A 23,234-nucleotide genomic window follows, 5' to 3' on the forward strand; every position below is an offset into this window, starting at 1 on the left:
GGCGGTCCGCCCCGGCTGCTATTGTCGAACGTATGTTCAGTAACGCGCGGGCGCTCAGCTGGTCCCGGCTCGAGCGCATCCTCTCCGGGAAGGACACCGGCCCACTGCACCCCGTCGGTGTGGGGGAGGGGAACCGGACCCACCTGTGGACACGGGAGGCCGACCCGACGGGTCCCGGCACGCCCGCCGTCCCCTTCGCTGAACTGCACGCCGCCGGCTCCTACAACTTCCTCCACGGCGCCGGTGAACCCGGCGACTACATCGCCGAAGCCGTCCGCCTCGGACTCTCCGCCGTCGCCGTCCTCGACCGCGACGGGCTCTACGGCGCCGCCCGGCTCGCCACCGCCGGAGCCGAACAGGGTGTCGGAACCGTCTTCGGCGCCGAACTCTCCCTCGACGGACCCGACCGGCCGCCACTGACCGTGCTGTGCCGCGGCCAGGAAGGCTACCGCCGGCTCTCCCGGGTCATCACCGCCGCCCGCATGGCCACCCCGACGAAGGACTCGGTCGACTACCCGCCCCCGGCGGACCTCGCCGCGGCCGCCGCCGGCCACTGGTACATCCTGCTCGACCACGCACACCTCGCCGCGGCGTCCGACCTCGTCGGAGCCTTCGGGGTGGAGAACTGCCTGGTCGAACTGCAGCTCACCATGAGCCCGGCGGACGCCGACCGCAACGCCGCCCTGCACGACCTCGCCGTCCGGGAGGGGCTCACCGAAATCGTCACCACCGCCGCGACCTGTGCCGCACCCGGCCAGGCCCGGCTCGCCGCCGCGAAAGCCGCCCTGCACGACCGGGCCGACCTCACCGCCGCCGCACCGGTCACCCACCCCCTCGGCGGGACCTGGCTGCACTCCGGGGCGGAGATGCTCGCCCTGGCCGGCGACTGCGGCTGGCTGCAGGAGGCCGTGGCCACCACCGCACAGGTGGCGCAGGACTGCGCGTTCACCCTCAACCTCGTCGCCCCGCAGCTGCCGCACTTCCCGACCCCCGACGGGCACGACGAGATGAGCTGGCTGACCGAACTGACCCGCCGCGGCGCCGTCGGCCGCTACGGCGACCGGGACACGGACCCGCACGCCTGGCAGGTCATCGACCACGAACTCGAGGTCATCGGGGACCTCGGCTTCCCCGGCTACTTCCTCATCGTCCACGACATCGTCCACTTCTGCCACAGCCACGACATCTTCTGCCAGGGCCGCGGCTCCGCGGCGAACTCCGCGGTCTGCTTCGCCCTCGGCATCACCAACGTGGACGCCGTCGGTGCCGACCTCCTGTTCGAGCGCTTCCTCTCACCCGAACGCGACGGGCCGCCCGACATCGACCTCGACATCGAATCCGGACGCCGCGAGGAGGCCATCCAGTACGTCTACGCCCGCTACGGCCGCGACAACGCCGCCCAGGTCGCCAACGTCATCACCTACCGGCGCAAAGGGGCCCTGCGGGACGCCGCCCGCGCCCTCGGCCACGATCCCGGCCAGGTGGACGCCTGGGTCCGCGGTGTGGCGCAGCCGCCCGCCCCGGTGACCGCCGTGGCGTCCTGGCTGGAAGGACAGCCCCGCCACCTCGGCATCCACTCCGGCGGCATGGTCATCTGCGACCGGCCCATCGCCGACGTCGTCCCCACCGAATGGGCACGGATGGCGGAGCGCTCCGTACTGCAGTGGGACAAGGACGACTGCGCCGCCGTCGGCCTGGTCAAATTCGACCTGCTCGGACTCGGCATGCTCGAAGCCCTCCACCACTGCGTGGACCTGGTGGAACAGACCACCGGACGCCGCATCGAACTGTGGCAGCTGCAGCCCACCGAACCGGAGGTCTTCGCCATGCTCGCCGCCGGCGACGCGGTCGGCGTGTTCCAGGTCGAGTCCCGGGCACAGCTGGCGACCCTGCCGCGGCTGAAACCCCGCCGCTTCTACGACCTCGTCGTCGAGGTCGCCCTCATCCGCCCCGGCCCCATCCAGGGCGGCTCGGTCCACCCCTACATCCGCCGCCGCAACGGCGAGGAGGACCCCGTCTACGACCACCCCTGCCTCGAACCGGTGCTGGGGCGCACCCTCGGCGTCCCGCTGTTCCAGGAACAGCTCATGCAGATCGCCGTCGTCGCCGCGGGCTTCACCCCCGCCGAAGCGGACGCCCTGCGCCGCGCCATGGGATCCAAACGCTCCCCGGCGAAACTCGAGCAGATGCGTGGCCGTTTCCTCGCCGGGGCCGCCGACCTGCACGGCATCACCGGGGAGGTCGCCGACCGGTTGTGGGACAAGGTCCTCGCCTTCGCCTCCTACGGCTTCCCGGAATCCCACGCCCAGTCCTTCGCCTCCCTGGTGTACTTCTCCGCCTGGTTCAAGTACCACCACCCCGCCGAATTCTGCGCCGCCCTGCTGCGCGCCCAGCCGATGGGGTTCTACTCGCCGCAGTCGCTGATCTCGGACGCCCGGCGCCACGGCGTGCAGATCCGGCCGGTCGACGTCACCGTGTCCGGTGTCGAGGCGGACGTCGAGACAGGCGGGGCGCTCCGGCTGGGACTCGCCGCGGTGCGGGGGATCGGCCGCGACGTCGCGGAGCAGATCGTCGCTGCCCGACAGGAGACCCCGTTCACCACGGTCGCCGACCTCTCCCGGGACGCCGGACTCACCGTCGACCAGGTCGAGGCACTGGCCCGCGCCGGGGCGTGCGACAGTCTCGGCCTGACCCGTCGGCAGGCGGTGTGGGCGGCCGGCATCGCCGCCACCGAACGGCCCGGCATGCTGCCCGGCACGTCCGTCGCCACCACCCCGACACTGCCCGGCATGAGCGACCTCGATCTCGCCGCCGCCGACATCATGTCCACCGGCATCACCACCGACGGCCACCCGGTCCGGTTGCTGCGGCGGTGGCTCGACGCCCGGCCGGGGAACCACCGGGTCGTCGCGGCGTCCGACCTGCTCGCCGTGCCGGACGGACGCCGCATCCTCGTCGCCGGCGTGGTGACCCACCGGCAACGCCCCATGACCGCCGGCGGGGTGACCTTCCTCGGCATGGAGGACGAGACCGGACTGATCAACGTCATGGTCTCGCCCGGGCTGTGGCGCGCCCAGCGGCGGGTGGCCTCGACCGCCCGGCTGCTGCTCGTCCGCGGCATCGTGGAGAACGCCTCCGGGGCGGCGACGGTCCGGGCCGACCGGTTGACCGACCTCGCGGCCGAGAACGCCGGGGCCGGGGCACTCGGCGGCCGGTCCCGGGACTTCCGGTGAGGTCACACAGCCGGAATCACGCAGCCGGAATCACACAGCGGCGTGGCGGTGCCACCCGGCGAAATCCTCCGCGACGGTCGCCGCCAGATCCCGGTAGGCCCGGACGGTCGCCGGTGCCAGCCGGTCCAGATCCACCACGGACCCCTCCGACAGGTGCCGGTCGAACGGGATGCCCCGCACCGCCCGCGTCCGCGCCGTGAAATGCGAGGTCAGCACCTCCGGATCCACGGCCGCCTGCCCCGGATGCGCCCCGGAGACCACGACCACCGCATTCGCCACCAGATCACCGTGACCGTGATGGTCCAGCCAGTCGAGGGTCGCCTCCGCCGACCGGGCGCCGTCCAGTGCCGGGGAGGTGACGAGCACCAGCATGTGCGCCAGGTCCAGCACCCCGGCCATGGCACTGTGCATCAGGCCCGTCCCGCAGTCGGTGAGGATGATGTTGTAGTGGTGCCGGAGGACGTCGACGGTGCGCCGGTAGTCCGCCTCACTGAACGCCTCGGAGACCGCCGGGTCCCGGTCGGAACCGATGACCTCCAGTCGGCTCGGCGCCTGACCGGTGCAGGCGCGGACCGCCGGGTACCTCGTGGCGTCCGGAAGTGCGAGGAGGTCGCGGACCGTGGGGGCGGCGGCATCGTCGACCACGCGCCGGGCGAGCGTCCCGAGGTCCGGGTTCGCGTCGACGGCGATGACCCGGTCACCGCGTACCGAGGCGAACATGCCGCCGAGTGCGACCGTGGTCGTCGTCTTCCCCACGCCGCCTTTCAGACTCAGCACGGCGATGCGGTAGTCGCCGCGCAGGGGCGTCCGGATGCGGTCGGTGATCTCCCGGGCGGCGGCCTGTGCCGCGGACTCGCCCGGATTCACCCGCCCGCGGGACAGGCGGTGCACCATGCGCCGCCACCCGGACGGTGGTGGTGCGACGACCGATCCCTGCAGGTCGGCGTGGTCGAGTGTGGTCGGTGCCGGCAGTGCTGGCAGGGCTGGAGCTGCTGGAAATTCGGATCCCCCGGTCATGCCGGTGACGCTACAGTAATGTCAGACGGCAAAAGTACTTTCGGGGAAATTCGGGGTGGCGGGGAGCGCTGTGGCATACCGGGGCGGGGAACTGGACGGACGCATCATGCGCGGGTGGGTCACGCCGTTGCACGTGGCACAGCGGCTGCGTCCGGTGCGGGCCGGGGAACTGGGGCGGAAGGCGGCCTCCCCGGAGCTGCTGGAGGAGACCCATGTGCAGGTGAACGGCCTGTGGGTGCCGAAGGAGAATGTCCGGGACGCCGCGCTCGTGTCCGCAGGTGCACAGGCGCACCCCCGGGGGCCGGCGTATGAGCTGGACGCCGTGACGCGGGCGAGACTGCGCCATCTGGCGCACCCAGACCGGGTGATGGCGGGGTGGACGGCGGCCGCGGAGAACGCGTGCACTCGCGCGGATCCCCACCTACCGGATTGACCCGGAGTTCCCGGACCTGCAGGTGACGGCCCCGGTGCTGACCCTGATCCACTGCCTGCAGTCACTGTGGAGCGGAGAACACTCCTGGGTAGTTCCGGTAGGGACCGGGCTGACGGACACCGGGACGCAGGCGGTCCAGCTCGTGGACGCCATGTGCCGGACCTTCGGCATCGACCCGGAGGAGCTCCCGGAGGCCTGCGGACATCACCTGGACCGCAACAGGATGGAGCTGCTGACGGGCTGGTGCGACCGGGGCGGGGAATCACCGATGGAGACACTCATGCGGCTGATGGTCCGGAAGATCATGACGGGGACCGGGCGGGTCTTCAGCTCGCAGATGGTGGTCCACGCCGACGGGACGGTGTCTGACCCGGTGCAGGGGGTGCGACCGGGAGCTGCCGGATCGTGGCGCGGTTGGACCTGGGCTGCGAGGAGCTGAAGCTGGCGTTGCAGTACGACGGGTCCGGGCATCTCCACCGGTCGGTGCGGGACAGGGATTCCCGGATCAACGCGGAGCTGGCGAACCTCGACTGGCACGTGGTCCGGGTGACGAAGGGGCATCTCGACGATGCGGCGGCCTTCGGGAAGGTCCTCCGGGACGCCGTCGGGTTGTGTGAACGACGGCTCGCCCGGTGGGAGGGCGACTGAGATGCCGGGCCGACGGAGGTGCGGAGCGCCGGGCCGCAAAGTGTTACCGGCCGAAGCCGGTAACACTTTCCGGGGAGGGTGTCGGCAGGGCCGCCGGGGAGGGGCCGGGGCGCCGCCGGCTGACCGGGGACGGCCGGTCAGTACCGGTCAGTACCGGTCAGAACTGGCCGCAGTTGGACGGGGCCGGCTGATCGCCGGTGTCGTTGAAGCGGCCGTAGAGGTACTGGAACGCGGACCCGGCCTGGGTCAGCATCGGCACCGCATGGTTGATGACGGACTTCGGCAGGATCGAGGGCGTCTCATCGGTGTCGAACTGCACCGTGCCACCCGAGGAGCAGTACTCGGCGGCGAGGTCCCGGGCCTGCGACCACGGGATCGTGTCGTCGTTGCGGCCGTTGGCCAGGAGCATCGGGGCGTTGAGCTCACGGGAACCCAGCTTGTAGTTGGAGTCCGTGAGCACCTCACGCAGCTGGTCGTCATCCTGGATCAGCTCGGAGAACGACCGGCCGTCCTTCGTCAGCGTGCGGGTGTCGGTGAAGGCCCAGTGGGCCACCGAGTTGCCGATGCACTCGTCGGCGGTGGAGGCCATGTACTGCTTGCCCTTGTCGTTGAAGTACTTGTCCTGCAGCGGTGCGAGCTCCGGGTGGCGGGCCAGTGCGCCGTTGAGGGCGTAGCCCAGCACACCGGAGATCATGTGGCTGTCGATCGCCCCGGCCACGCTGACCAGGTCGGCCGGCGGCGCGCCGGCGAAGGTGCCCTTGACGTTGAGTTCCGGGGCGTAGGACGCCGCATGCTCGGCGGCACCGGCGGCGGCCCCGCCACCCTGCGAGTAGCCGAAGAAGCCGATCGGCGAATCAGCGGGGGCCCCGGCGAATGCGAGGCCGGCGCGGGCGGCGTCCAGTGCGGCGTGACCCTCCTCGGTGTGGTTGACGTAGGTGTGCTGACCGGGCGTCCCGAGGCCGACGAGGTCGGCGACGACGACGCGCATGCCGAGGGCGGAGGCGATGGCGTAGAAGGGGTACTCGTAGTTGAGGTTGACGTTCCAGGAGTCCGTGTCCACCCCGGAGAACTGGAAACCGGCCCGGGACGGGGCGCAGGCGTCCCCGGAGCCGCGGGTACCGGGGGAGAAGACGACGGTCGGGGTGGGGCCGGCTCCGGTCCACTGTCCGGCGGGCTCGATGACGGTGCCGGAGGCGGCGACGGTGTCGCCGTCCTGGGTGGTGGTGGAGTAGAGGATCTTGTCGGCGCGGCCGGGGGTGTCGCCGGTGTCGAAGGCGTCGAGCAGCTGCGGGGCGAACTGGTCGCGGATCAGGGTGCCGGGCTGCTGCGGAAGCTCCGCCGGCGGCGTGTAGAACGGGTCGGACGCCGGCTGCGTGATCGAGGGATCGGCGTCGGCGAGGGAGTAGCCCTCGGCGGCGGCTGCGGTGGGGACGGTGCAGAGGCCGGCGACGACGGCGGCGGAGGCGGCGAGCGTGGCGGTGGCGCGCAGGCCACGGCGGAGCGGAGAAACGGTCATGACCGAAGCCAGTAGTCTGTATGAAGCCATATGTTTCGGAAATGCCAAAGATGTCGTGTCCAGCGTCGCCCGACGTTGACCGGAGGGGCGCTGACCACTAGAAAGGTGACCGTGAGTTCAACAGTCGTGGCCCGGGTCGGAGCAGCTGTCCTCGCCCTCGGGCTCGTGGGCGGTGGGGCGGCACTCAGCTCGCGCTCAGCGGCGGGGGAGCCGGGGGACGTGCTCGCCGCGCACCGGGACACGGTCGTGCGCCAGTCCACCCAGGTCCGTCCGGCGGCGGTCACCGAGGCGCAGCTGGGCGAGGGGACGCCGCTGCCGGCCGCCGCCCCCGGAGAGTCGACCCGGGTACGGGTCAGCAGCGGCGGCCGCGCACGTGACGCGGTCGTCCACGTCCCCGCCGACTACCGGAAGGACCGGCCGGCGCCGGTCCTGCTGACCTACCACGGCTACGGCGGAACGGCGGCGGAGACACAGGAGTTCACCGGCCTGGACCGGCTGCCGGCGATCGTCGTCTACATGCAGGGGGTCGGGGACGCCTGGGAGGGCGCCCCGTACGCGAAGACCGGAGAGGGCGAGGACCTGAAGTTCACCGACGACATGCTGGCGTCCCTCAACACCACGTACACGCTGGACCGGTCGCGGATCTACGCGACGGGGATGAGCAACGGCGGTGGTTTCGCCGCGAAGCTCGCGTGCCGGAAGCCGGAGGTCTTCGCCGCGGTGGCGGCCGTGTCGGCGGCCTACTACCCGGGGACGCACTCCGACTGCGCGCCGGGGACGACCTCGATGCTCGACGTCCACGGGGCGCAGGACCGCACCATCGACTACGACGGTGGATCCCGGCACGGCAGCCCCTACACCGCAGCCCGGTCGATGGCGCAGGAGGTGGCCGGTCGGGCCGGCTGCCAGTCGAACCCGGTGACGACCTCACTGGCCGACAACGTCCGGCGGGTGCAGTGGCCGATGTGCCGGCCGTCCGCCGACGGTCAGCCACGGTCGGTGGTGCACCTGCGGGTCGGCGACGGCGGCCACTCCTGGCCGGGTGACGACACGGGCCGGTCCGGGGCCAGCAGGGAGTCCCGGCCGGCGGGTCCGGCCAGCAGTCAGGCGGAACCGACGAGTTTCTCGATGGACGCCACGACCGAGGTCTGGTCGTTCGTCAGCGGGCACCGGCTCTAGCCGGCTCCAGCTCCAGCCGGTTCAGGCCAGCGCACCCATCGGGTCCCAGGCCGGCAGCACGTGCGGGGTGCCTGACAGGGCGTCCCGGTACTGCTGCGGCAGCCGGTCGCGGTGCACGGCGATCTCGAAGACGTACTCGCCGAACCACGAGTCGTTCATCGTCCAGAACCCCTTCTCGGCGGCCTTGTCGCCCCAGGAGTTCTCCACGCGCCAGCGCCGCGGCGTCCCGTCCTCCGCCAGGTCGACGCCGGTGATGACCATGGCGTGGGTCATCATCGACTCACCGGTGAGCACCCGCTGTTCCTTGTCGAGGTCCAGGTCCACACCGTAGAAACCCTCGTAGTCGTGCAGGTGCGCGTCCCACACCCCGCGGGTGCGGTCGGTCTGGGCGGCGGTGTCGCAGCCGAACCACACCGGGCGGCCGTCCTGCAGTGCGTCGACCACCGCGGCCTTGAGCACGTCGACGGGGGCGTTGAGGTAGGTGACCGGTTCCGGGCCGTCCTCGCCGATGACGTTGCCGAGGTACTCGACGGTGAACAGCTCCCCGTAGGGGGAGGTCTCCCGCGGGTCGTTGACCACGCACACGTAGTCGTCGAGGTCGTCGGGCAGGTACTCCGCGGCGAACTGCAGCGGGGTGCGCACGCCCTCGCGGTGGAACTCCCCGTCCTTGTCGCGGTACTGCCAGAGGAACTCCTCCGGCGGGACGCCGAGGTGCGCGGTGAGGATCCGGTGGACCGCGGCAAGGGCCTCCTCGTGGGCGGCGGCGACGCCGGCGGCGGCACTGACGGAATCCTTCACCGAGGCTTCCGCCCGGATCCGCAGGGCCCCGGCGCGCAGTGCGGTGGCGAGGTCCCGGTTCATCGACTTCGTGTGGGAGGACGACCAGGTCTCCGGCATGGCGTACTTCGGCACCACGCCGTACTTGCGGACCAGGGCGACGAACATGTTCCACTGGCCGCCGTCCTCGGCGGGGGTGTCCAGCAGGTGCTGGACGGTGCGGTCGCTCAACGGCCGGTCGGCGAGCTGTGCCATGGCGCCGAGGAAGTAGTTGGCCTTCTCCAGCTTGTCCCAGTAGTGCAGCCAGGACTGGGAGAGTTCCAGGTCCTTGATACCGGTGGTGTCCATGATGTCGCCGCGCAGGCTGTTGAGACCGGCGAAGAGCCAGCAGCGCCCGGAGCGCTGCTGGTCGGCGGCGGCCCAGCTGTCCAGCTTCACCGACATGGAACTGTCGGTGCCGGCGAGGACCGCGCGGTCCAGCGTCAGGGTCTCGACGTCGGTGGCGGTGGCGGCGTTGCGGGCGGTCCGCCAGGCGGCGTCCTGTGCGAGGCCGTCGGCGAGCTGCTGTGTCTTTGTGATGTTCATGTGTGTCCTTCCCCGGCCGCTCAGGCCATCGCGTCCCAGATCGGCAGGACCGTGATCTCGCCGCGGTCCAGGTCGGCGAGGCCGGGCAGCTCACCCCGGTCGTCGCTGAGGTACTTCCGGTGGACGACGACCTGGAAGACGTTGTCGTCGAACCAGGAGTCCGCCATGGTGCCGTAGCCCTTCATCGCCCCGGCGGCGCCGAGGTCGGTGTGCTCACCGTGGGACTTCGTGCCCCAGGAGTTCTCCACCCGCCAGGTGGTCGTCGCGGCGCTCTCGTCGTCGTAGCCGGTGAGGACCATGCCGTGGGTGAGCATCGATTCACGGGTGCGCATCTGCTCGGCCTTCGTGGTGGCCGTGTCGGTGCCGTAGAGGGCGTCCCGCTCGTAGAGGTGCGCGTCCCAGACCCCGAGGGAGGAGGCGAACTGACGGTTGACGTCGCAGGCGAACCACACCGGGTCACCGGCGTCGATGGAGGCCTTGGCGAGCCGCTTGAGTTCGGCGGTGCCGGCGTTGACGTAGGAGAAGTCGGGGGTGTCCCAGACGTTCGTCTCGTAGCGCACCGCGTAGGCGCGGCCGTAGGGGTTCTCCTCGCGCGGGTCGTTGACCACGCTGACGTAGTTGTCCAGTCCGCCGGTGAGCTCGTCGGTGAGGACCTCGGCGGCGAACTCCTGCGGGGTGCGGGTGCCGGCCCGGTGGAAGTCGCCGTCCTTGTCGCGGTACTGCCACACGAACTCCGTGGGCGGCAGGCCGAGGTGGGTGGCGATGACGCGGTGGGCGTCCGTCAGGGCCGCGTCGAGCAGCGGGGTGGTGTCCTGCCCGGACGCCGCGGCGGTGCGCAGTGCGACGGCGGCACGGCGCAGCACGGTCGACAGCCGCTTGTCGAGCTGCGGGGTGCGGCCGGAGCCGTAGGTCTCCGGCATGGCGTACTTCGGGACCACGCCGTACCGGGAGATGAGGTTGACCAGGTAGTTCCACTGGCCGCCGTCGTGGGCGGGGGCGGCGAGCAGGGCCTGCACCGTGCGGTCGTCAGGGTCGGTCACACCGTCGCGGAACAGGGCGTCCAGACTGCGCAGGACGTGGTTCGACTTCTCCAGCTTGTCGTAGAACTGGAGGTAGGCCTCGGAGAACTCGAAGTCGGCGACGTTGAGCTTCTCGGCGATGCGGTGGCGGAAGACGTTCAGTCCGGCGAACATCCAGCAGCGGCCGGACTGCTTCTGGTCGGTGACGCCGAGCGTGTCCAGCTTCGCCTCGGTCGTCGGGTTCAGGGCCGTCACCGCGGCGTGGTTGAGGGTGACCTTGTCGACCTCGGTGGCGGTCACGGCGTTGGTGGCGAGTCGCAGGGCGGGATCCCCGACTGCGGTCTCCCGCAGTCCGGCCAGCCGCTCAGGGGTGAGAGGGGGAGTCGGAAAAACAGGCATGGAGTCTGTTATACGCGTCGTTCCGCCGCGCGGGACCGCCGCACCGGCGGTAACCTCGGAACATGGATGCAGCACAGATGCGGCACCGGCTGCGCGTCGCGCACGGGGACCTCCGCCGGCGGGGTGTGACCTTCCGCGCAGCCGGCGGTGACGGGCACGTCGTCTTCCCGGTCGATCCGCTGCCGCGGAGGATCGGGGAGGCGGAGTGGGACCGGCTCGCCGCCGGGGTACGGCAGCGGGCCCGGGCGCTGGACCTGTTCCTCGACGACGTGTACGGACCGGCGGAGATCCTCCGCGCCGGGGTGGTGCCGCGGCAGGTCCTGGAGCGGTCACCGGAGTTCCGCGGCGCCGGGGAGCTGGGCCGTCGCGTCCGGCCCGGCGGGGTGCGCGTCCACGTCTACGGTTCCGATCTCGTGCAGGACGCCGTGACCGGCCGCTGGTGCATCCTGGAGGACAATCTGCGGATGCCGTCGGGGATGACCTTCGCGCTCGAGGCCCGGCGGATGACGCAGGTGCACTTCCCGGAACTGCTGGCCGGGGCGCCGGCCGTGCTCGACCCGTCCGGGGCGCTGGAGGAGATGTGCATGACCCTGCGGTGCGCGGTCCACGCCTGCACGACAGGGGTGGAACCGGCGGAGGCGCATGTCGCCGTGGCGACCGAGGGGCCGGACGACAGCACCTGGGCCGAGCAGACGGCTGTCGCCCGGGCCGGCGGTTTCACCCTGCTCGCGCCCGCGGAAATGGTGGTGGACGCCGACGACCACGGGGTGCCGGCACTGTGGGACATCAGCGGGCACATCAGCGGGGAGAGCAGGCGCCGGATCGACGTGGTGTACCTGCGCGTCGTCGAGTCCCGGCTGCCCGACCGCATCGGGGACGCCGTGGCGGCCGGCACCGTCGCCGTCGCGAACGCGCCGGGCAACGGGGTGGCCGACGACAAGGCCGTCTACACCTTCGTGCCCGCGATGGTCCGCCACTACCTGGCGGAGGAACCGCTGCTGGACCAGGTGCGCACCTGGCTGTGCGCCGACCCCGGCCAGCTCGCCGAGGTGATCGACCGGGTCGGTGAGCTGGTCGTCAAACCCGTCGACGGGTACGGCGGGTCCGGCATCACCGTCGGCCCGGAGTGCACGGCGTCCCAGGTGGCCGCGCGGCGGGAGGAACTGCGGGCGGCCCCGGAGCGGTTCATCGCCCAGGAGCTCGTGCCGCTGTCCACACAGCCGGTCCTCGACGGCGGCGAGCGGCACGTCGACCTCCGCATGTTCGCCCACCTGCGCGACGGTGCGTCCGGCGTGACGGCCTCGGTGGCGCCCGTCGGACTGACGAGGGTCGCACCCGGGGGCTCGACCGTCGTGAACTCGTCGCGCGGTGGCGGAGCGAAGGACACCTGGATCGTCGCCCGGTAGCATCGGCGGACTGTGAGGCACACCTACGCACCCAGCATCGCGCCCGGCGGTACCGCCATCGCCTACATCCTGCGGGACGCCGGCGACGACGGCACACGCCTCCCCCGGGCGATGCAGGCCACCCTCGGCGGCACCGAACGGCCCGTCCGGGTACCCAGCGAAGGCCCCGCGGTCGGCGTCCGGTATTCCCCCGACGGCCGGTGGCTCGCCGTCGAAGTCTCCCCGGGCGGCACCGAACGCAACGAGATCTGGCTGGTCTCCACCGACCCCGACGACCCGGGTGCCACGCTGCTGCGCGATTCCGGGGACGCGAAGACGTCCCTGGTGGAGTGGGACAACACGGTCCTGGCCATCGACGCGGTCCGGGACGACGGGATCGCCGAAGGCAGGCTGCTGGACCCGGTGACCCAGCGGACCGTCGTCATCGACCGGCGGGCCGACGGCAAACTCATCGCCGCCGAATCCGGCTATGCGCTGATGCGGGTGGGGCCGCGCGCCAACCGGGAACTGCTGCTCATCCGCCCGGACGGATCGTGGCGTCCGGTCCTGTCCCCGCAGCCCGGGTCCACCACGGACGGCGGCAGGATCCTGCCGCCGGTCGGGGAGGAGCCGCCGGTCCTGCTGGTCCGCAGCGACCACGGCACCGACCGGAGCCGCGTCCTGCGGGTCCGCGAGACCGACGGGGTGATGCGCTCCCGGGACCTCATCGTCCACCGTGAGGCGGACTGCGACGAGTTCTGCATCAGTGAGGACCTGTCGACCGTGGCCGTGCTGTGGAACCTCTCGGGGCGCTCCGCCCTGGAGATCCTCCGGCTCGGTGAGGACCAGTGGGTCGTCTCCCGCCGGTCGGTGGAACTGCCGGGCATGGTCGCCGCGGGACTGACGATCACCGATGACGGGGCGACACTCGCGCTGACCGTGGAGAGCCCGGACACCGCTCCCGCCGTCCACCTGGTGGCGACCCGCACCGGCACCGTCACCCCGCTCGGCGGCCCGGAGCCCGGGCGCCCCGACCCTGTGACGGCGCCTGTGACAGCGCCGGTGACAGTGCCGGTGACAGCGCCGGAGCTGCTGCACTACACCGCCCGCGACGGCCTGGAACTGTCCGGCTGGCTCTACCGCGCCGGCGACGGACCGCGACCGATGCTGCTCCATTTCCACGGTGGGCCGGAGGGACAGTCCCGGCCGGAGCACCACGACGTACTGCGTGCCGTCCTGGACGCGGGCGTGTCCGTGTTCACCCCCAATGTCCGGGGTTCGGCGGGCTCCGGGCGGGCGTTCATGCACGCGGACAACCGCTACGGCCGGTTCGCGGGGATCGACGACCTGGCGGACTCGGCGGCGTTCGTCGTGGACGCCGGCATCGCCGACCCGTCGCGGCTGGCGGTCAGCGGCAGATCGTACGGCGGCTACCTGGTGAACATCGCGGTGACCTGGTTCCCGGACCTGTTCGCCGCCGCGGTGTGCGCCTGCGGGATGAGCGACCTGGAGACCTTCTACCGGGACACCGAACCGTGGATCGCCTCCGCCGCGTACCCGAAGTACGGCTACCCGATCCAGGACGGTGAACTGCTGCGGGCGGTCTCCCCGCTGCACCGCGCGGATCAGGTGAGCACCCCGGTGCTGTTCATCCACGGGGCGAACGACACGAATGTCCCGCCCGGTGAATTCGTCCGGATGAAGGCCGCGCTCGACGCCCGCGGCGTCCCGACGGACGCCCTGGTCCTCGACGATGAGGGCCACGTGTTCGTCAAGGAGGTCAACCGGCGGCGGATCGCCGTGGCCATGGTGAAGTGGCTGCGCCGGCACGGGGTCGCGCCGGCGCCTGCTGTGTGACTGCTGTGCGACTGCTAACGGTTCCAGGGTTGTGTCGATAGTGAAAGTACGTCGTCCCCGGGGGACGCCCGGGAACGGTGGGACACCGATTCCCGAGTTGAGGAGTACATCATGTCCACCTTCACCCGATCAGCACTGACTCTCACCGCTGTGCCCGCGCTCGCCCTGTCGGCCGTCGCCCTGACGACGGCGGCGGCGCCGGACGCGGACGCACTGGTCACCCCGTACGTCAACACCGACGGGGTGGATCCCGCCTACATCAACGTCGACAGCGTCCGTGCCTGGGCCTTCGACGTGGCGGCCTCCGACCGCGACCGGCTCGCGGCGAACTGCTGGACCCTGCCGCCCAGCTACACCGACACCCGCTACGCCGACAGCGGCCGGATCGCCGCCGCTCTCGACGATCCGCCGATCGACGCCCAGGACGGCTACGTCTGGGGCTCCGGCACCGACACCGAGATCCGGGTGCCGTGGAACGAGGGGCAGTCCGGTTACGCCTGCCCGCTCGTCAACCTGGACGGTGACCACGACGCGCCCGACGAGCTCGTGACCCTCACCGCCACCCGGTTCCTGCTGCGGGAGACCGGCACGCCGCTGCGTCCCGAGGACGTTTCGGAGGACGCCTACCCGCTGCGCTGCGCATACACGCAGGACCCGGTTGACCCGGCCGCCGTGGCCGCCGCCGATCCGTGGGCCCTCGCCGTCACCGGCCGCTCTCTCCAGGGCTGGAACGTGTCGAGCAACGGTACCGACATCGACATGCGCATGGAGAACGGCCGGGTGTGTGTCGCCGGGGTCGCCTGACCGGTGGCCTGCGGCGTCGACCGCTCCATCTTCGCCGCCCGGACGCCTTTACCGCCGCCACTCATTGCCCGCGTGGGCGTGGACGGGGCGGCGGATGTGACTGCAGGGGGATGTGACGGCGGATGTGACTGCAGGGGGATGTGACGGCGGATGTGACTGCAAGGGGATGTGACGGCGGGGGCACACGGGGCGTAGGAGGCGTGAGGTATCGCCGACGAAAATAAAGTCGGGAAACCCTTGCTTTCACAATCGAACGCACGTACCATCGAACACGGCAAGGAAAACCATCGAGGGGCACGACACACAAGGGGGGAGGCCACCATGACCGACACGGCCACCGCAACCGGTGGTGTCACGGAACTGCCGGTGGGCAGTGTCACCGACCTCATCGCCGCGGTCGACACCCTCGGTGTCGCGGTCGACACGATCCTCGCCCAGGGTGAGCACACCTGGCACCGTATTGGTACAGATGAGCGGGAGAAACTCTACCGGCGGGTCGAGCAGGCCCGGCGGAAACTCTCCGCGGTCGACGCGGCGGTGGTCACCGGGTTCCAGGCGGACTTCGTCATGCCGTGCGGACCGCGGGCACCCCGCTGGCTCGCCGACCGGTTCGGACTGACCCACCGCGAGGCGAAGACGAGGGTTGCGGCCGCGGCCCGGCTGGCCACGACGGAGACGACGAATCCGGCGCTGGTGTGTGACGCGCGCCTGCCGCAGCTGACCGCGGCGGTGCGGGCCGGGGTGCTCGACGCCGAACCGGTCGCCCGGCTCGACCGGATGATCGCCGCGCTGCCGTGTTCGGTGCAGGACCGGGTCGCGGTGGCGGCCGACGCGCCGGTCGTGGAACTGGTGCGCACCGCCGGGCCGGATGCGGTGGCGGGACTGCGCCCGTTCCTGCTGGGCATCGTCGGGGTCGAGGAGCCGTACACCGACGATGACCGGGCGCGGGTCCGGGAGGTGACCCTGGGTCGGCAGGGTGAGGACGGGATGACGCCGATCAGTGGGGCATTGACCCCGGAGCTGGCGTCGGTGCTGCAGCGGTTGATGGCCGACTATGCGAGCCCGGGCAGTCTCACCGGCACGGCTGACGGTGCCGACGGTGCTGACGCTGCCGACAGTGCTGATGGTGCTGATGCTGCCGGTGCCGAGTCTGCCGGTGTCGGTGACATGCGTACGCCGGGGCAGCGGCGGCATGATGCGTTGTTCGCGGCGGTGAGTGCCGGGTACGGGCGGGGTCGGGAGCTGGTGCCGGGGCGGGGGACGACGACGATTGTCGCGGCGGTGACGTTGGAGCAGTTGGCGGCGCGGTCGGGGTCGGTGGTCACTGATGCGGGGGTGCGGGTGTCGGTGGCGGATCTGGTGGAGACCTGTGATGCGCGGGATCTTTTTCTGCAGGTCATGGATTTCCATGGTCGGTCGTTGTATCTGGGTCGGTCGCGGCGGTTGGGGTCGGTGGACCAGTATCTCGCGCTGGTCGGTGAGGAGGGTGCGGGGTCGGCCCCGGGTGCGGTGACGCCGCCGGCGTTCTGTCAGATCCACCACATCACGTCGTGGTTGGCCGGTGGGGGGACGGATCTGCCGAATCTGACGCTGGTGGGGCCGGTGGCGCATGCCGGGGTGGATGATTCGCGGTCGGATCCGCGGCGGTGGCAGACGGTGCCGCCGCCGGTGGGGTCGCCGGAGCGGGTGTTGTGGATTCCGCCGGAGGGGGTGGATCCGACGCGGGCGCCGGTGATCACGGTGCATCCGGCCAGTTGGATGGTGCCGGGGCAGGTGTTGCGGCGTGGGTCGCGGGTGTTGGTGGGGTTGGTCGGTGGTGCGCCGCCGCCGACCGGTGACCGGCCGCCGCGGTTGACCGGGTGAGTGTGACCGGGTGAGTGTGGCCGGCGGGTGTGGTCCGGTGGGTGCGGTGCCGTTGCCGCGGTCGTGATGTTCCCTGCAGGTGTTCTGTGTGCAGGGGGTGCGCGGTCCGCGGGGTACAGCCATGCCCACACCACGGACACCCGGGACATACACTGCAGCCACCCCGTGGAATCAAGCATCTAGGCTGGGTGCCATGACCGAGGGACCCAGCGCAACCGACTCCGACACAACCGACTCCACCGCCTTCGCCCGCCGCTTCACCGACTTCATTGCGGCGTCCCCGAGCAGCTACCACGCAGCCGCGGAAGTCGCCGCCCGGCTCGACGCGGCCGGTTGGACCCGCGGCGACGAGACCAGCGGGTGGGACGCCACGGCGGTGACCCCCGGCGGCCACTACATCGTCCGCGGCGGCGCCGTCGTCGCCTGGCAGATCCCCGCCGGAGTGGACGCCGCCACCGCCGGGTTCCGCATCGTCGGCTCCCACACCGACTCACCCGGCCTCAAGCTCAAGCCCCGCGGCGACATCGACGGACCCGCCGGATGGAAGCAGGCCGGGGTGGAGGTCTACGGTGGGGCGATCCTCGACTCGTGGCTGGACCGCGAACTCCGGCTCGCCGGACGCATCGTGCTCGCCGACGGGACGGAACAGCTGGTCGCCACCGGACCGGTGCTGCGCGTACCCCACCTGGCGATCCACCTGGACCGCAAGGTCAACAGTGACCCGGCACTCGACCGGCAGGCACACCTGCAGCCGGTCTTCGCCGTGGGGGAGGGGGCGCCGGAGGTCCTCGACGTCGTCGCGGCGTCCGCCGGAGTGGCCGCCGCCGACATCGTCGCCCATGACCTCATCACCGTCGACGCCCAGCACGGGGAGATCTTCGGGGCCCGGGGCGACTTCCTCGCCGCCGGCCGGATGGACAACCTCTCCAGTGTGTTCACCTCACTCGAGGCACTGCTCGCCGCGGGGGACAGCCGCGACAGCCGGGACAGCCGGGACAGCCGCGACATCAGGGTGCTGGCCGCCTTCGACCACGAGGAGGTCGGCAGCGCGACGACCTCCGGTGCCGCCGGCCCGGTGCTCGAGGACATCCTCGTGCGCATCGCCGCCGGCCTCGGGGCGGACACCGCAGGCACCCGCGCGATGTACGCCCGCTCGACCTGCGCCTCCGCGGACGCCGCCCACTCGGTGCACCCCAACTACGCCGGGAAACACGACGCGGTGAACCGGCCGGTGATGAACGGCGGCCCGGTGCTCAAGGTCAACGCCAACCAGCGCTACGCCACCGACGCGGTCACCGCCGCGGCCTGGCGCCGGGCCTGCGCGGCAGCCGGGGTACCCGACCAGGTCTTCGCCGGCAACAACGACGTGCCCTGCGGCTCCACCATCGGGCCGATCACCGCCACCCGGCTCGGCATCCCCACCGTCGACGTGGGCATCCCGCTGCTGTCGATGCACTCCGCCCGGGAGATGGCAGGGGTGGCCGATCTCGCCTGGTTCGCCGCCGCCCTGCAGGCCTGGTGGGAACTGTGAGCGTGCCGTACTGCCACGTCCTGTTCGACCAGCCGGTGATCCCGCCGAACACCGGCAACGCCATCCGGATGTGCGCCGGCACCGGGGCGGCACTGCACCTGGCGGGCCCGCTCGGCTTCAACTTCGACGACCGGCACGTCCGCCGGGCCGGGCTGGACTACCATGACCTCGCCGAGGTGCACGTCCACGACAACCGGGACGCCGCCCTGGAGGTGCTGGTGGGGGAGTCCGCCACCGCCGCCGGGGCGTCCGGCAGGGTCTTCGCCTTCACCACCCACGCGGACACCTGGTACACCGACATCGCCTATGAACCGGGCGACGTGCTGATGTTCGGCACCGAGCCGACGGGGCTGGAGCAGGCGGCCCTCGACGATCCGCGGGTGACGCAGCTGGTGCGCATCCCGATGCTGCCGGGGCGGCGCAGCATGAACCTGTCGAACTCCGCCGCGGTCGCCGCCTACGAGGCGTGGCGGCAGGCCGGCTTTCCGGGTGGGGTCTGACAGCGTCCGCTGACCGGTTAGGATGGTGTGCGTGACTGCGACGAAGCTGGACGGAAGACTGTATCAGGCCGAGATCTTCGAGGATCTCACTCAGCGGGTGACCGCGCTGAAGGAGAAGGGGATCACCCCGGGGCTGGCGACCGTGCTCGTCGGCGACGACCCGGGCTCCCACTCCTACGTGAAGATGAAGCACAAGGACTGCGAGAAGATCGGCATCACGAGCATCCGGAAGGACCTGCCCGCCGACGTCACGCAGGAGCAGCTCAACGACGTCATCGACGAGCTCAACGCCGATCCGGCATGCACCGGCTACATTGTCCAGCTGCCGCTGCCGAAGCACCTCGACGAGAACGCGGTGCTCGAGCGCATCGACCCGGACAAGGACGCCGACGGTCTCCACCCGGTCAACCTCGGCAAGCTCGTGCTCAACGAGCCCGCCCCGCTGCCCTGCACCCCCAACGGTGCGATCTCGATGCTGCGCCGCTTCGGCGTGGAGATCGACGGGGCAAAGGCCGTCGTCATCGGCCGCGGCGTGACCGTGGGACGCCCCATCGGGCTCATGCTCACCCGCCGCACCGAGAACGCCACCGCCGTGCTGTGCCACACCGGTACGAAGGACCTGGCCAAGGAGACCCGGGACGCCGACATCATCATCGCCGCCGCCGGCAAGCCGCACATGCTCACCGCCGACATGGTGAAGCCGGGCGCCGCCGTGCTCGACGTGGGCGTCTCCCGCGTCGACGGCAAGCTCACCGGTGACGTCCACCCCGATGTCTGGGAGGTCGCCGGCGCAGTCGCCCCGAACCCCGGTGGCGTGGGCCCGCTGACCCGTGCCTTCCTCGTCCGCAACATCGTCGAGCGGGCGGAGCGTCTCGCCGCGGGCGAGTAGGGGACGGTCTGTGGCGACAACTGCGAAGCACGCCGCCGGGCATACCGGTAGCTCCGGCAGCTCGGGCGGCTCCGGCAGCTCCGATCATGCGGACCGGGTTCCGCTGACCCCGGCCGAGCGGCGGCGGATGCTGGACAACCCGCACGACGTCGATGTCCGACCGTCGGGCTGGCCGCAGTGGTTCCAGATGCTCATCGTCGTGGTCTTCCTCGTCGCCGTCGCCGCCGGCGTGGTCAGCATCTTCGCCGAACACTGGCGGCGCGGCATCGTGTCGCTGGGAGCCGGCATGGTCTGGCTGGGGATGGCCCGGTGGGTCGTCGACAGCCGCATCATGGGGGTGCTCGCCGTCCGGTCGAGGAAGTTCGACTCCGCCTTCTGCATCATCGTCGGTGGCCTGCTGCTGCTGATCTCACTGCAGGTCGACGCCCTGGGGAGCTGACATGACCGACGTGACCGGCCTGCCCGGGTTCTCCCGGGTCTTCGCCGCCGACCGGCTGACCGTCGGTCTCGCCCTGCCGCTCGACGGGCCCGACCCGTGGCGTGCCGCCGAGCTGGTGCAACGGGCCGAACGGTCCGGCTTCGCCGCCGTGTGGGCCCGCGACATCCCGCTGAGTGTGGAGACCTTCGGCGACGACGGCCAGGAATACGACCCGTTCATGTACCTCACCTGGCTGGCGGCGCAGACCGGGTCGATCGCCCTGGGGACCGCCGCGGTGGTGCTGCCGCTCGCCCACCCGCTGCTGCTGGCCAAGCGGGCCGCCGGACTCGACCTCATGAGCCGTGGCCGGTTCATCCTGGGGCTGGCCAGCGGTGACCGGCCCGAGGAGTTCCGCGCCTTCGGACTGGACAAGGGCGACCGCGGCGAGATCTTCCGGGAGAACCTCAGTGTGCTGGACAAGGCCTGGGAGTACCCGCGCGGGGAACTGCACCCGATCAGCTGGTCCCGCGGCCGGGTCGGCGGGGCGGAGGTCGTGCCGAAGCCGACCGCCGGGCGGGTCCCGCGGCTCATGGTGGGTTCCTGCCTGCAGTCGATGGAGTTCAATGTCGCCCACGGCGACGGCTGGCTGACCTACCACCGGTCACTGCCCGAGCAGAAGATCATGGTCGACCGGTGGCGGGCGACCGCCCGGGAACTGGGGGTCGGGTTCCGGCCGTTCGGTGAATCCCTGTGGCTCGATGTGCTGGAGGACCCGGACGCCCCGGCGCAGGGCCGCGACTTCGGCTACCGGCTGGGCCGCAACGCGCTGCTGGAACTGCTGGACTCGCAGCGACGGATGGGGATCAACCATGTCTCGGTGAACCTGCGGCACGGGCGGCGCCCCGTCGAGGAGGTCATGGACGAACTGGGGGAGTACGTCATCCCGGAGTTCCCCGTGTCCGTTCCGCCCACTGCCTGACGAGTCCGTCGTCGGGGCAGGACGCCACGACCGCGGCCACGACGGGCCGCCGGACCTCCGCCGCGGTGTCCCGGACCCGGGCGAGGACACTGAATGCCACATCGCGGGCGCTCCGGGCTGTGACGACGGGCGGCAGGCCGTCGGCGGAGGATCCGTCCCAGGTCAGCAGCACCGCCGTTGTCGTGGTGATCCCGGGTGGGGTGACCCGGGTCACCGAGTCCCGCGCGGCGACCGGCATCTCCGCACTGACCAGGACCGCGACCGCCGTGTCCAGGGCGGCCTGCCGGATGACCGCCGGGGCCTGCGCGGTCCAGGTCAGGGTGTCGGTGAGTGTGTCCACCGCCGCGCGGGACGGGCTGTCCCGGACACGGACCATCGCGTCCAGCAGTTCCACCGCCTCCAGGGAGACCGGGCTGGAGGCGGTCAACGGGTCCACCGCCAGGTCATCCACGACGGGCCGGGGACCGGGGCCGGTGGACCACGGATCAGCCTGGTCGGCCACCCGACGGGCCCGGGAGATCCAGCGGGCCATCGGCGAATCCTCCCCGGGGATCCGGTCGGCGCCGAATGCGGCCGCGACGAGGTCCCCGAAACCCTCACCGACGGCCAGCAACCGGGAATCGAAGTCCCGGTGAGTGAGCACCTCGGTCGGGAGCCCGAGCCGGTCCGCGAGCCGGGCGATCACCGCACCGGTCGGCACGGACCGGCCGGACTCCCACCGGGAGACCGCGCTGGCGGAGCAGATCCCGGCGGCCAGGGCGGTCTGCGACATACCGCGTTCCTCGCGGGCGTGGCGCAGCCGGAAACTGAAGACGGCGGCATCGGTGGGGCCGGCGGCGTAGGCAGCGTCATACATGTACACCGAGGGTACGGTGCTGCAGCAGCCGCAACGTCCCCGCCCCGACCGCTCCGGCCACCGCGACGGCGCCGACCAACAGGTCGAGACCGGTGGCGGAACCCGCCCACACCCCGACCAGGGCGGTACCGAACGCGCCGCCGGTCTGCAGCATCAGCCGGGTGTGCGCACCGACGGCCGGCGCCTGGGCGTCCCGGACGACCTCGTAGGCGGCGGAGAGTGTGAGCAGGGTGCATGCCCCCAGCCCCAGACCGCGGACCAGCGAACTGACCACGGCGAGGGCGACGGCTCCGGTGGACCAGGAGCTGACGGCCTGGATCCCGAGTGTCCCGACCGCGGCGACGGTCAGGCCGGCGGCGATGACGGTGAAGGCGTCCGCGTCCTTCCACGGCCCCCTGATCAGGCTGCGGGACGCCCATGCGCCGAGACCCTGCACCCCCAGCAGGACGCCGGCCACCCATGCCGGCTGACCGAGATCGGCCTGCACGTGGAGGGACGTCGACAGCAGTGTGCCGTAGAACACCGCGCCGACGATCAGGCACAGCAGCATCACCGTGGCGAAGGAGCGTCCGCGGTAGAGGGACATGTCCAGCACGGGCGTCGGGGACCGAAGGTCGGCGACACAGAACACGGCGAGCAGCGCGACGGCGGCCACCACGATGAGGCAGATCATCCCGGCGGATCCCGTGCCGACCGAGCTGACGGCCCACAGCAGGCCGACCATGCCGAGGACACCGGGCAGTGCCCGCCCCAGTCCCAGCGGCGTCCGCCCGCCGGAACCCGTCGGCAGCACACCGCGGGCGAGAACCAGGGCGACGACGGCGACCGGCACGTTGACCAGGAACAGGGCACGCCATCCGACGGCGTCGACGAGAACGCCGCCGAGCAACGGGCCGAGTGCCGGGGCGATGACGGCGGGCAGGCCGATGGTCGCGAGCGCCGCCCGCATCCCCTCACGCCCGACGAGGTCGGCCGCGATCTGCTGGACCGCCGGCATGATGAAGCCGCATGCCGCGCCCTGCAGGACGCGCGCGGCGATGAAGAGGGGGAGTGCCCCGCTGAGTCCGACGAGGGCGGAGGCGAGGGCGAACAGCAGGACGGACGCGGTCCAGACGTGCCGGGAGCCGAACCTCCGCAGGCACGTCGTGGAGACCACGATGCCGGCGGTCGCGGCGAGCATGTACCCGGACACGCCGAGCTGGACGGAGCTCTCCGGGACGCCGAGGTCGTGTCCGACCGCGGGGAGCAGGACATTGACGAGGCTGGAGTCGATGAGCGGGAGGACGGAGGCGAGCAGCAGGACGACGGTGGTCCGGGGTGTGAGAGTCGGGGCGGGGCCGGTCACG

20 protein-coding genes are annotated in these 23,234 nt (G+C 71.5%); 14 read left to right on the forward strand and 6 right to left on the reverse strand.

Annotated features, from left to right (window positions below; translation table 11 throughout):
* The first annotated feature begins 32 nt into the window (after window positions 1-32).
* Window positions 33-3,233 carry an error-prone DNA polymerase gene (locus tag FSW06_RS12955; protein ID WP_010119917.1) on the forward strand — a complete coding sequence of 1,067 codons (3,201 nt, stop codon included), beginning with the start codon at window positions 33-35 and terminating at the stop codon, window positions 3,231-3,233.
* A 30-nt stretch (window positions 3,234-3,263) separates the two neighbouring features.
* On the opposite strand, the gene FSW06_RS12960 is transcribed toward FSW06_RS12955, so the two are convergent.
* On the reverse strand, window positions 3,264-4,250 hold the full coding sequence (locus tag FSW06_RS12960) for a MinD/ParA family ATP-binding protein (RefSeq protein WP_139024432.1): 987 nt from the start codon (window positions 4,248-4,250) through the stop codon (window positions 3,264-3,266).
* 106 nt (window positions 4,251-4,356) lie between these two features.
* Here FSW06_RS12960 and FSW06_RS12965 point away from each other — a divergent pair, with 106 nt between their 5' ends.
* From FSW06_RS12965 to FSW06_RS12975, 3 genes are read left to right on the forward strand one after another with little or no spacing between them, the layout of a single operon-like run.
* The gene (locus FSW06_RS12965; protein ID WP_029449293.1) at window positions 4,357-4,683 is read left to right on the forward strand and encodes a hypothetical protein; all 327 of its coding nucleotides are present in this window, start codon (window positions 4,357-4,359) and stop codon (window positions 4,681-4,683) included.
* Between the two features lie 34 nt (window positions 4,684-4,717).
* Window positions 4,718-5,122: a hypothetical protein gene (locus FSW06_RS12970; protein WP_010119912.1), complete on the forward strand. Its 405-nt coding sequence runs from the start codon at window positions 4,718-4,720 to the stop codon at window positions 5,120-5,122.
* On the forward strand, window positions 5,089-5,331 hold the full coding sequence (locus tag FSW06_RS12975; protein ID WP_010119911.1) for a hypothetical protein: 243 nt from the start codon (window positions 5,089-5,091) through the stop codon (window positions 5,329-5,331). The genes FSW06_RS12970 and FSW06_RS12975 overlap by 34 nt, the downstream gene beginning before the upstream one ends.
* A 157-nt stretch (window positions 5,332-5,488) precedes the next feature.
* Here FSW06_RS12975 and FSW06_RS12980 read toward each other — a convergent pair whose 3' ends face one another.
* Window positions 5,489-6,847, reverse strand: coding sequence for a lipase family protein (locus FSW06_RS12980; protein ID WP_010119910.1), 1,359 nt, complete (start codon window positions 6,845-6,847; stop codon window positions 5,489-5,491).
* Window positions 6,848-6,958: 111 nt separating this feature from the next.
* On the opposite strand from FSW06_RS12980, the gene FSW06_RS12985 reads away from it, so the two are divergent.
* Window positions 6,959-8,026: a CE1 family esterase gene (locus tag FSW06_RS12985; RefSeq protein WP_238525941.1), complete on the forward strand. Its 1,068-nt coding sequence runs from the start codon at window positions 6,959-6,961 to the stop codon at window positions 8,024-8,026.
* Window positions 8,027-8,047: 21 nt separating this feature from the next.
* On the opposite strand, the gene FSW06_RS12990 is transcribed toward FSW06_RS12985, so the two are convergent.
* Window positions 8,048-9,388, reverse strand: coding sequence for a C1 family peptidase (locus FSW06_RS12990; RefSeq protein ID WP_010119908.1), 1,341 nt, complete (start codon window positions 9,386-9,388; stop codon window positions 8,048-8,050).
* Window positions 9,389-9,408: 20 nt separating this feature from the next.
* Window positions 9,409-10,806: a C1 family peptidase gene (locus tag FSW06_RS12995; protein WP_010119907.1), complete on the reverse strand. Its 1,398-nt coding sequence runs from the start codon at window positions 10,804-10,806 to the stop codon at window positions 9,409-9,411.
* A 62-nt stretch (window positions 10,807-10,868) separates the two neighbouring features.
* On the opposite strand from FSW06_RS12995, the gene FSW06_RS13000 reads away from it, so the two are divergent.
* The 9 genes from FSW06_RS13000 to FSW06_RS13040 all read left to right on the forward strand — a co-directional run bounded on the left by FSW06_RS13000 (window position 10,869) and on the right by FSW06_RS13040 (window position 21,032).
* The gene (locus tag FSW06_RS13000; protein ID WP_010119906.1) at window positions 10,869-12,212 is read left to right on the forward strand and encodes a circularly permuted type 2 ATP-grasp protein; all 1,344 of its coding nucleotides are present in this window, start codon (window positions 10,869-10,871) and stop codon (window positions 12,210-12,212) included.
* Between the two features lie 12 nt (window positions 12,213-12,224).
* Window positions 12,225-14,048, forward strand: coding sequence for a S9 family peptidase (locus FSW06_RS13005; RefSeq protein WP_010119905.1), 1,824 nt, complete (start codon window positions 12,225-12,227; stop codon window positions 14,046-14,048).
* A 111-nt stretch (window positions 14,049-14,159) separates the two neighbouring features.
* The gene (locus tag FSW06_RS13010; RefSeq protein WP_010119904.1) at window positions 14,160-14,852 is read left to right on the forward strand and encodes a hypothetical protein; all 693 of its coding nucleotides are present in this window, start codon (window positions 14,160-14,162) and stop codon (window positions 14,850-14,852) included.
* A gap of 321 nt (window positions 14,853-15,173) precedes the next feature.
* On the forward strand, window positions 15,174-16,715 hold the full coding sequence (locus FSW06_RS13015) for an HNH endonuclease signature motif containing protein (protein WP_010119903.1): 1,542 nt from the start codon (window positions 15,174-15,176) through the stop codon (window positions 16,713-16,715).
* 193 nt (window positions 16,716-16,908) lie between these two features.
* Window positions 16,909-18,246 carry a M18 family aminopeptidase gene (locus FSW06_RS13020; RefSeq protein WP_010119902.1) on the forward strand — a complete coding sequence of 446 codons (1,338 nt, stop codon included), beginning with the start codon at window positions 16,909-16,911 and terminating at the stop codon, window positions 18,244-18,246.
* Entirely contained in the window at window positions 18,243-18,746 is a 504-nt protein-coding gene (locus FSW06_RS13025; RefSeq protein WP_010119901.1) for a tRNA (cytidine(34)-2'-O)-methyltransferase, read from the forward strand. The genes FSW06_RS13020 and FSW06_RS13025 overlap by 4 nt, the downstream gene beginning before the upstream one ends.
* A 31-nt stretch (window positions 18,747-18,777) precedes the next feature.
* Window positions 18,778-19,635 carry a bifunctional methylenetetrahydrofolate dehydrogenase/methenyltetrahydrofolate cyclohydrolase gene (locus tag FSW06_RS13030; protein WP_010119900.1) on the forward strand — a complete coding sequence of 286 codons (858 nt, stop codon included), beginning with the start codon at window positions 18,778-18,780 and terminating at the stop codon, window positions 19,633-19,635.
* A gap of 10 nt (window positions 19,636-19,645) precedes the next feature.
* Complete coding sequence (locus FSW06_RS13035) at window positions 19,646-20,074, forward strand: DUF3017 domain-containing protein (RefSeq protein ID WP_010119899.1); 429 nt, start codon at window positions 19,646-19,648, stop codon at window positions 20,072-20,074.
* 1 nt (window position 20,075) lies between these two features.
* Window positions 20,076-21,032: a TIGR03571 family LLM class oxidoreductase gene (locus tag FSW06_RS13040; RefSeq protein WP_010119898.1), complete on the forward strand. Its 957-nt coding sequence runs from the start codon at window positions 20,076-20,078 to the stop codon at window positions 21,030-21,032.
* On the opposite strand, the gene FSW06_RS14990 is transcribed toward FSW06_RS13040, so the two are convergent.
* Both FSW06_RS14990 and FSW06_RS13050 read right to left on the reverse strand, forming a co-directional pair.
* Window positions 20,992-21,888: a helix-turn-helix domain-containing protein gene (locus FSW06_RS14990; RefSeq protein WP_010119897.1), complete on the reverse strand. Its 897-nt coding sequence runs from the start codon at window positions 21,886-21,888 to the stop codon at window positions 20,992-20,994. The genes FSW06_RS13040 and FSW06_RS14990 overlap by 41 nt on opposite strands.
* On the reverse strand, window positions 21,881-23,233 hold the full coding sequence (locus FSW06_RS13050) for an MFS transporter (RefSeq protein ID WP_010119896.1): 1,353 nt from the start codon (window positions 23,231-23,233) through the stop codon (window positions 21,881-21,883). The genes FSW06_RS14990 and FSW06_RS13050 overlap by 8 nt, the downstream gene beginning before the upstream one ends.
* Between the last annotated feature and the right edge of the window lies 1 nt (window position 23,234).

Source organism: Corynebacterium nuruki S6-4 (assembly GCF_007970465.1).
Classification (GTDB): Bacteria; Actinomycetota; Actinomycetes; order Mycobacteriales; family Mycobacteriaceae; genus Corynebacterium; species Corynebacterium nuruki.

Excerpts from the sequence above, each read along its gene's own strand:
- FSW06_RS12955 (WP_010119917.1), top strand. The coding sequence starts at position 33 with ATGTTCAGTAACGCGCGGGCGCTCAGCTGGTCCCGGCTCGAGCGCATC.
- FSW06_RS12960 (WP_139024432.1), bottom strand. The coding sequence starts at position 4,250 with ATGACCGGGGGATCCGAATTTCCAGCAGCTCCAGCCCTGCCAGCACTG.
- FSW06_RS12965 (WP_029449293.1), top strand. The coding sequence starts at position 4,357 with ATGCGCGGGTGGGTCACGCCGTTGCACGTGGCACAGCGGCTGCGTCCG.
- FSW06_RS12980 (WP_010119910.1), bottom strand. The coding sequence starts at position 6,847 with ATGACCGTTTCTCCGCTCCGCCGTGGCCTGCGCGCCACCGCCACGCTC.
- FSW06_RS12990 (WP_010119908.1), bottom strand. The coding sequence starts at position 9,388 with ATGAACATCACAAAGACACAGCAGCTCGCCGACGGCCTCGCACAGGAC.
- FSW06_RS12995 (WP_010119907.1), bottom strand. The coding sequence starts at position 10,806 with ATGCCTGTTTTTCCGACTCCCCCTCTCACCCCTGAGCGGCTGGCCGGA.
- FSW06_RS13000 (WP_010119906.1), top strand. The coding sequence starts at position 10,869 with ATGGATGCAGCACAGATGCGGCACCGGCTGCGCGTCGCGCACGGGGAC.
- FSW06_RS13010 (WP_010119904.1), top strand. The coding sequence starts at position 14,160 with ATGTCCACCTTCACCCGATCAGCACTGACTCTCACCGCTGTGCCCGCG.
- FSW06_RS13015 (WP_010119903.1), top strand. The coding sequence starts at position 15,174 with ATGACCGACACGGCCACCGCAACCGGTGGTGTCACGGAACTGCCGGTG.
- FSW06_RS13020 (WP_010119902.1), top strand. The coding sequence starts at position 16,909 with ATGACCGAGGGACCCAGCGCAACCGACTCCGACACAACCGACTCCACC.
- FSW06_RS13040 (WP_010119898.1), top strand. The coding sequence starts at position 20,076 with ATGACCGACGTGACCGGCCTGCCCGGGTTCTCCCGGGTCTTCGCCGCC.
- FSW06_RS14990 (WP_010119897.1), bottom strand. The coding sequence starts at position 21,888 with ATGTATGACGCTGCCTACGCCGCCGGCCCCACCGATGCCGCCGTCTTC.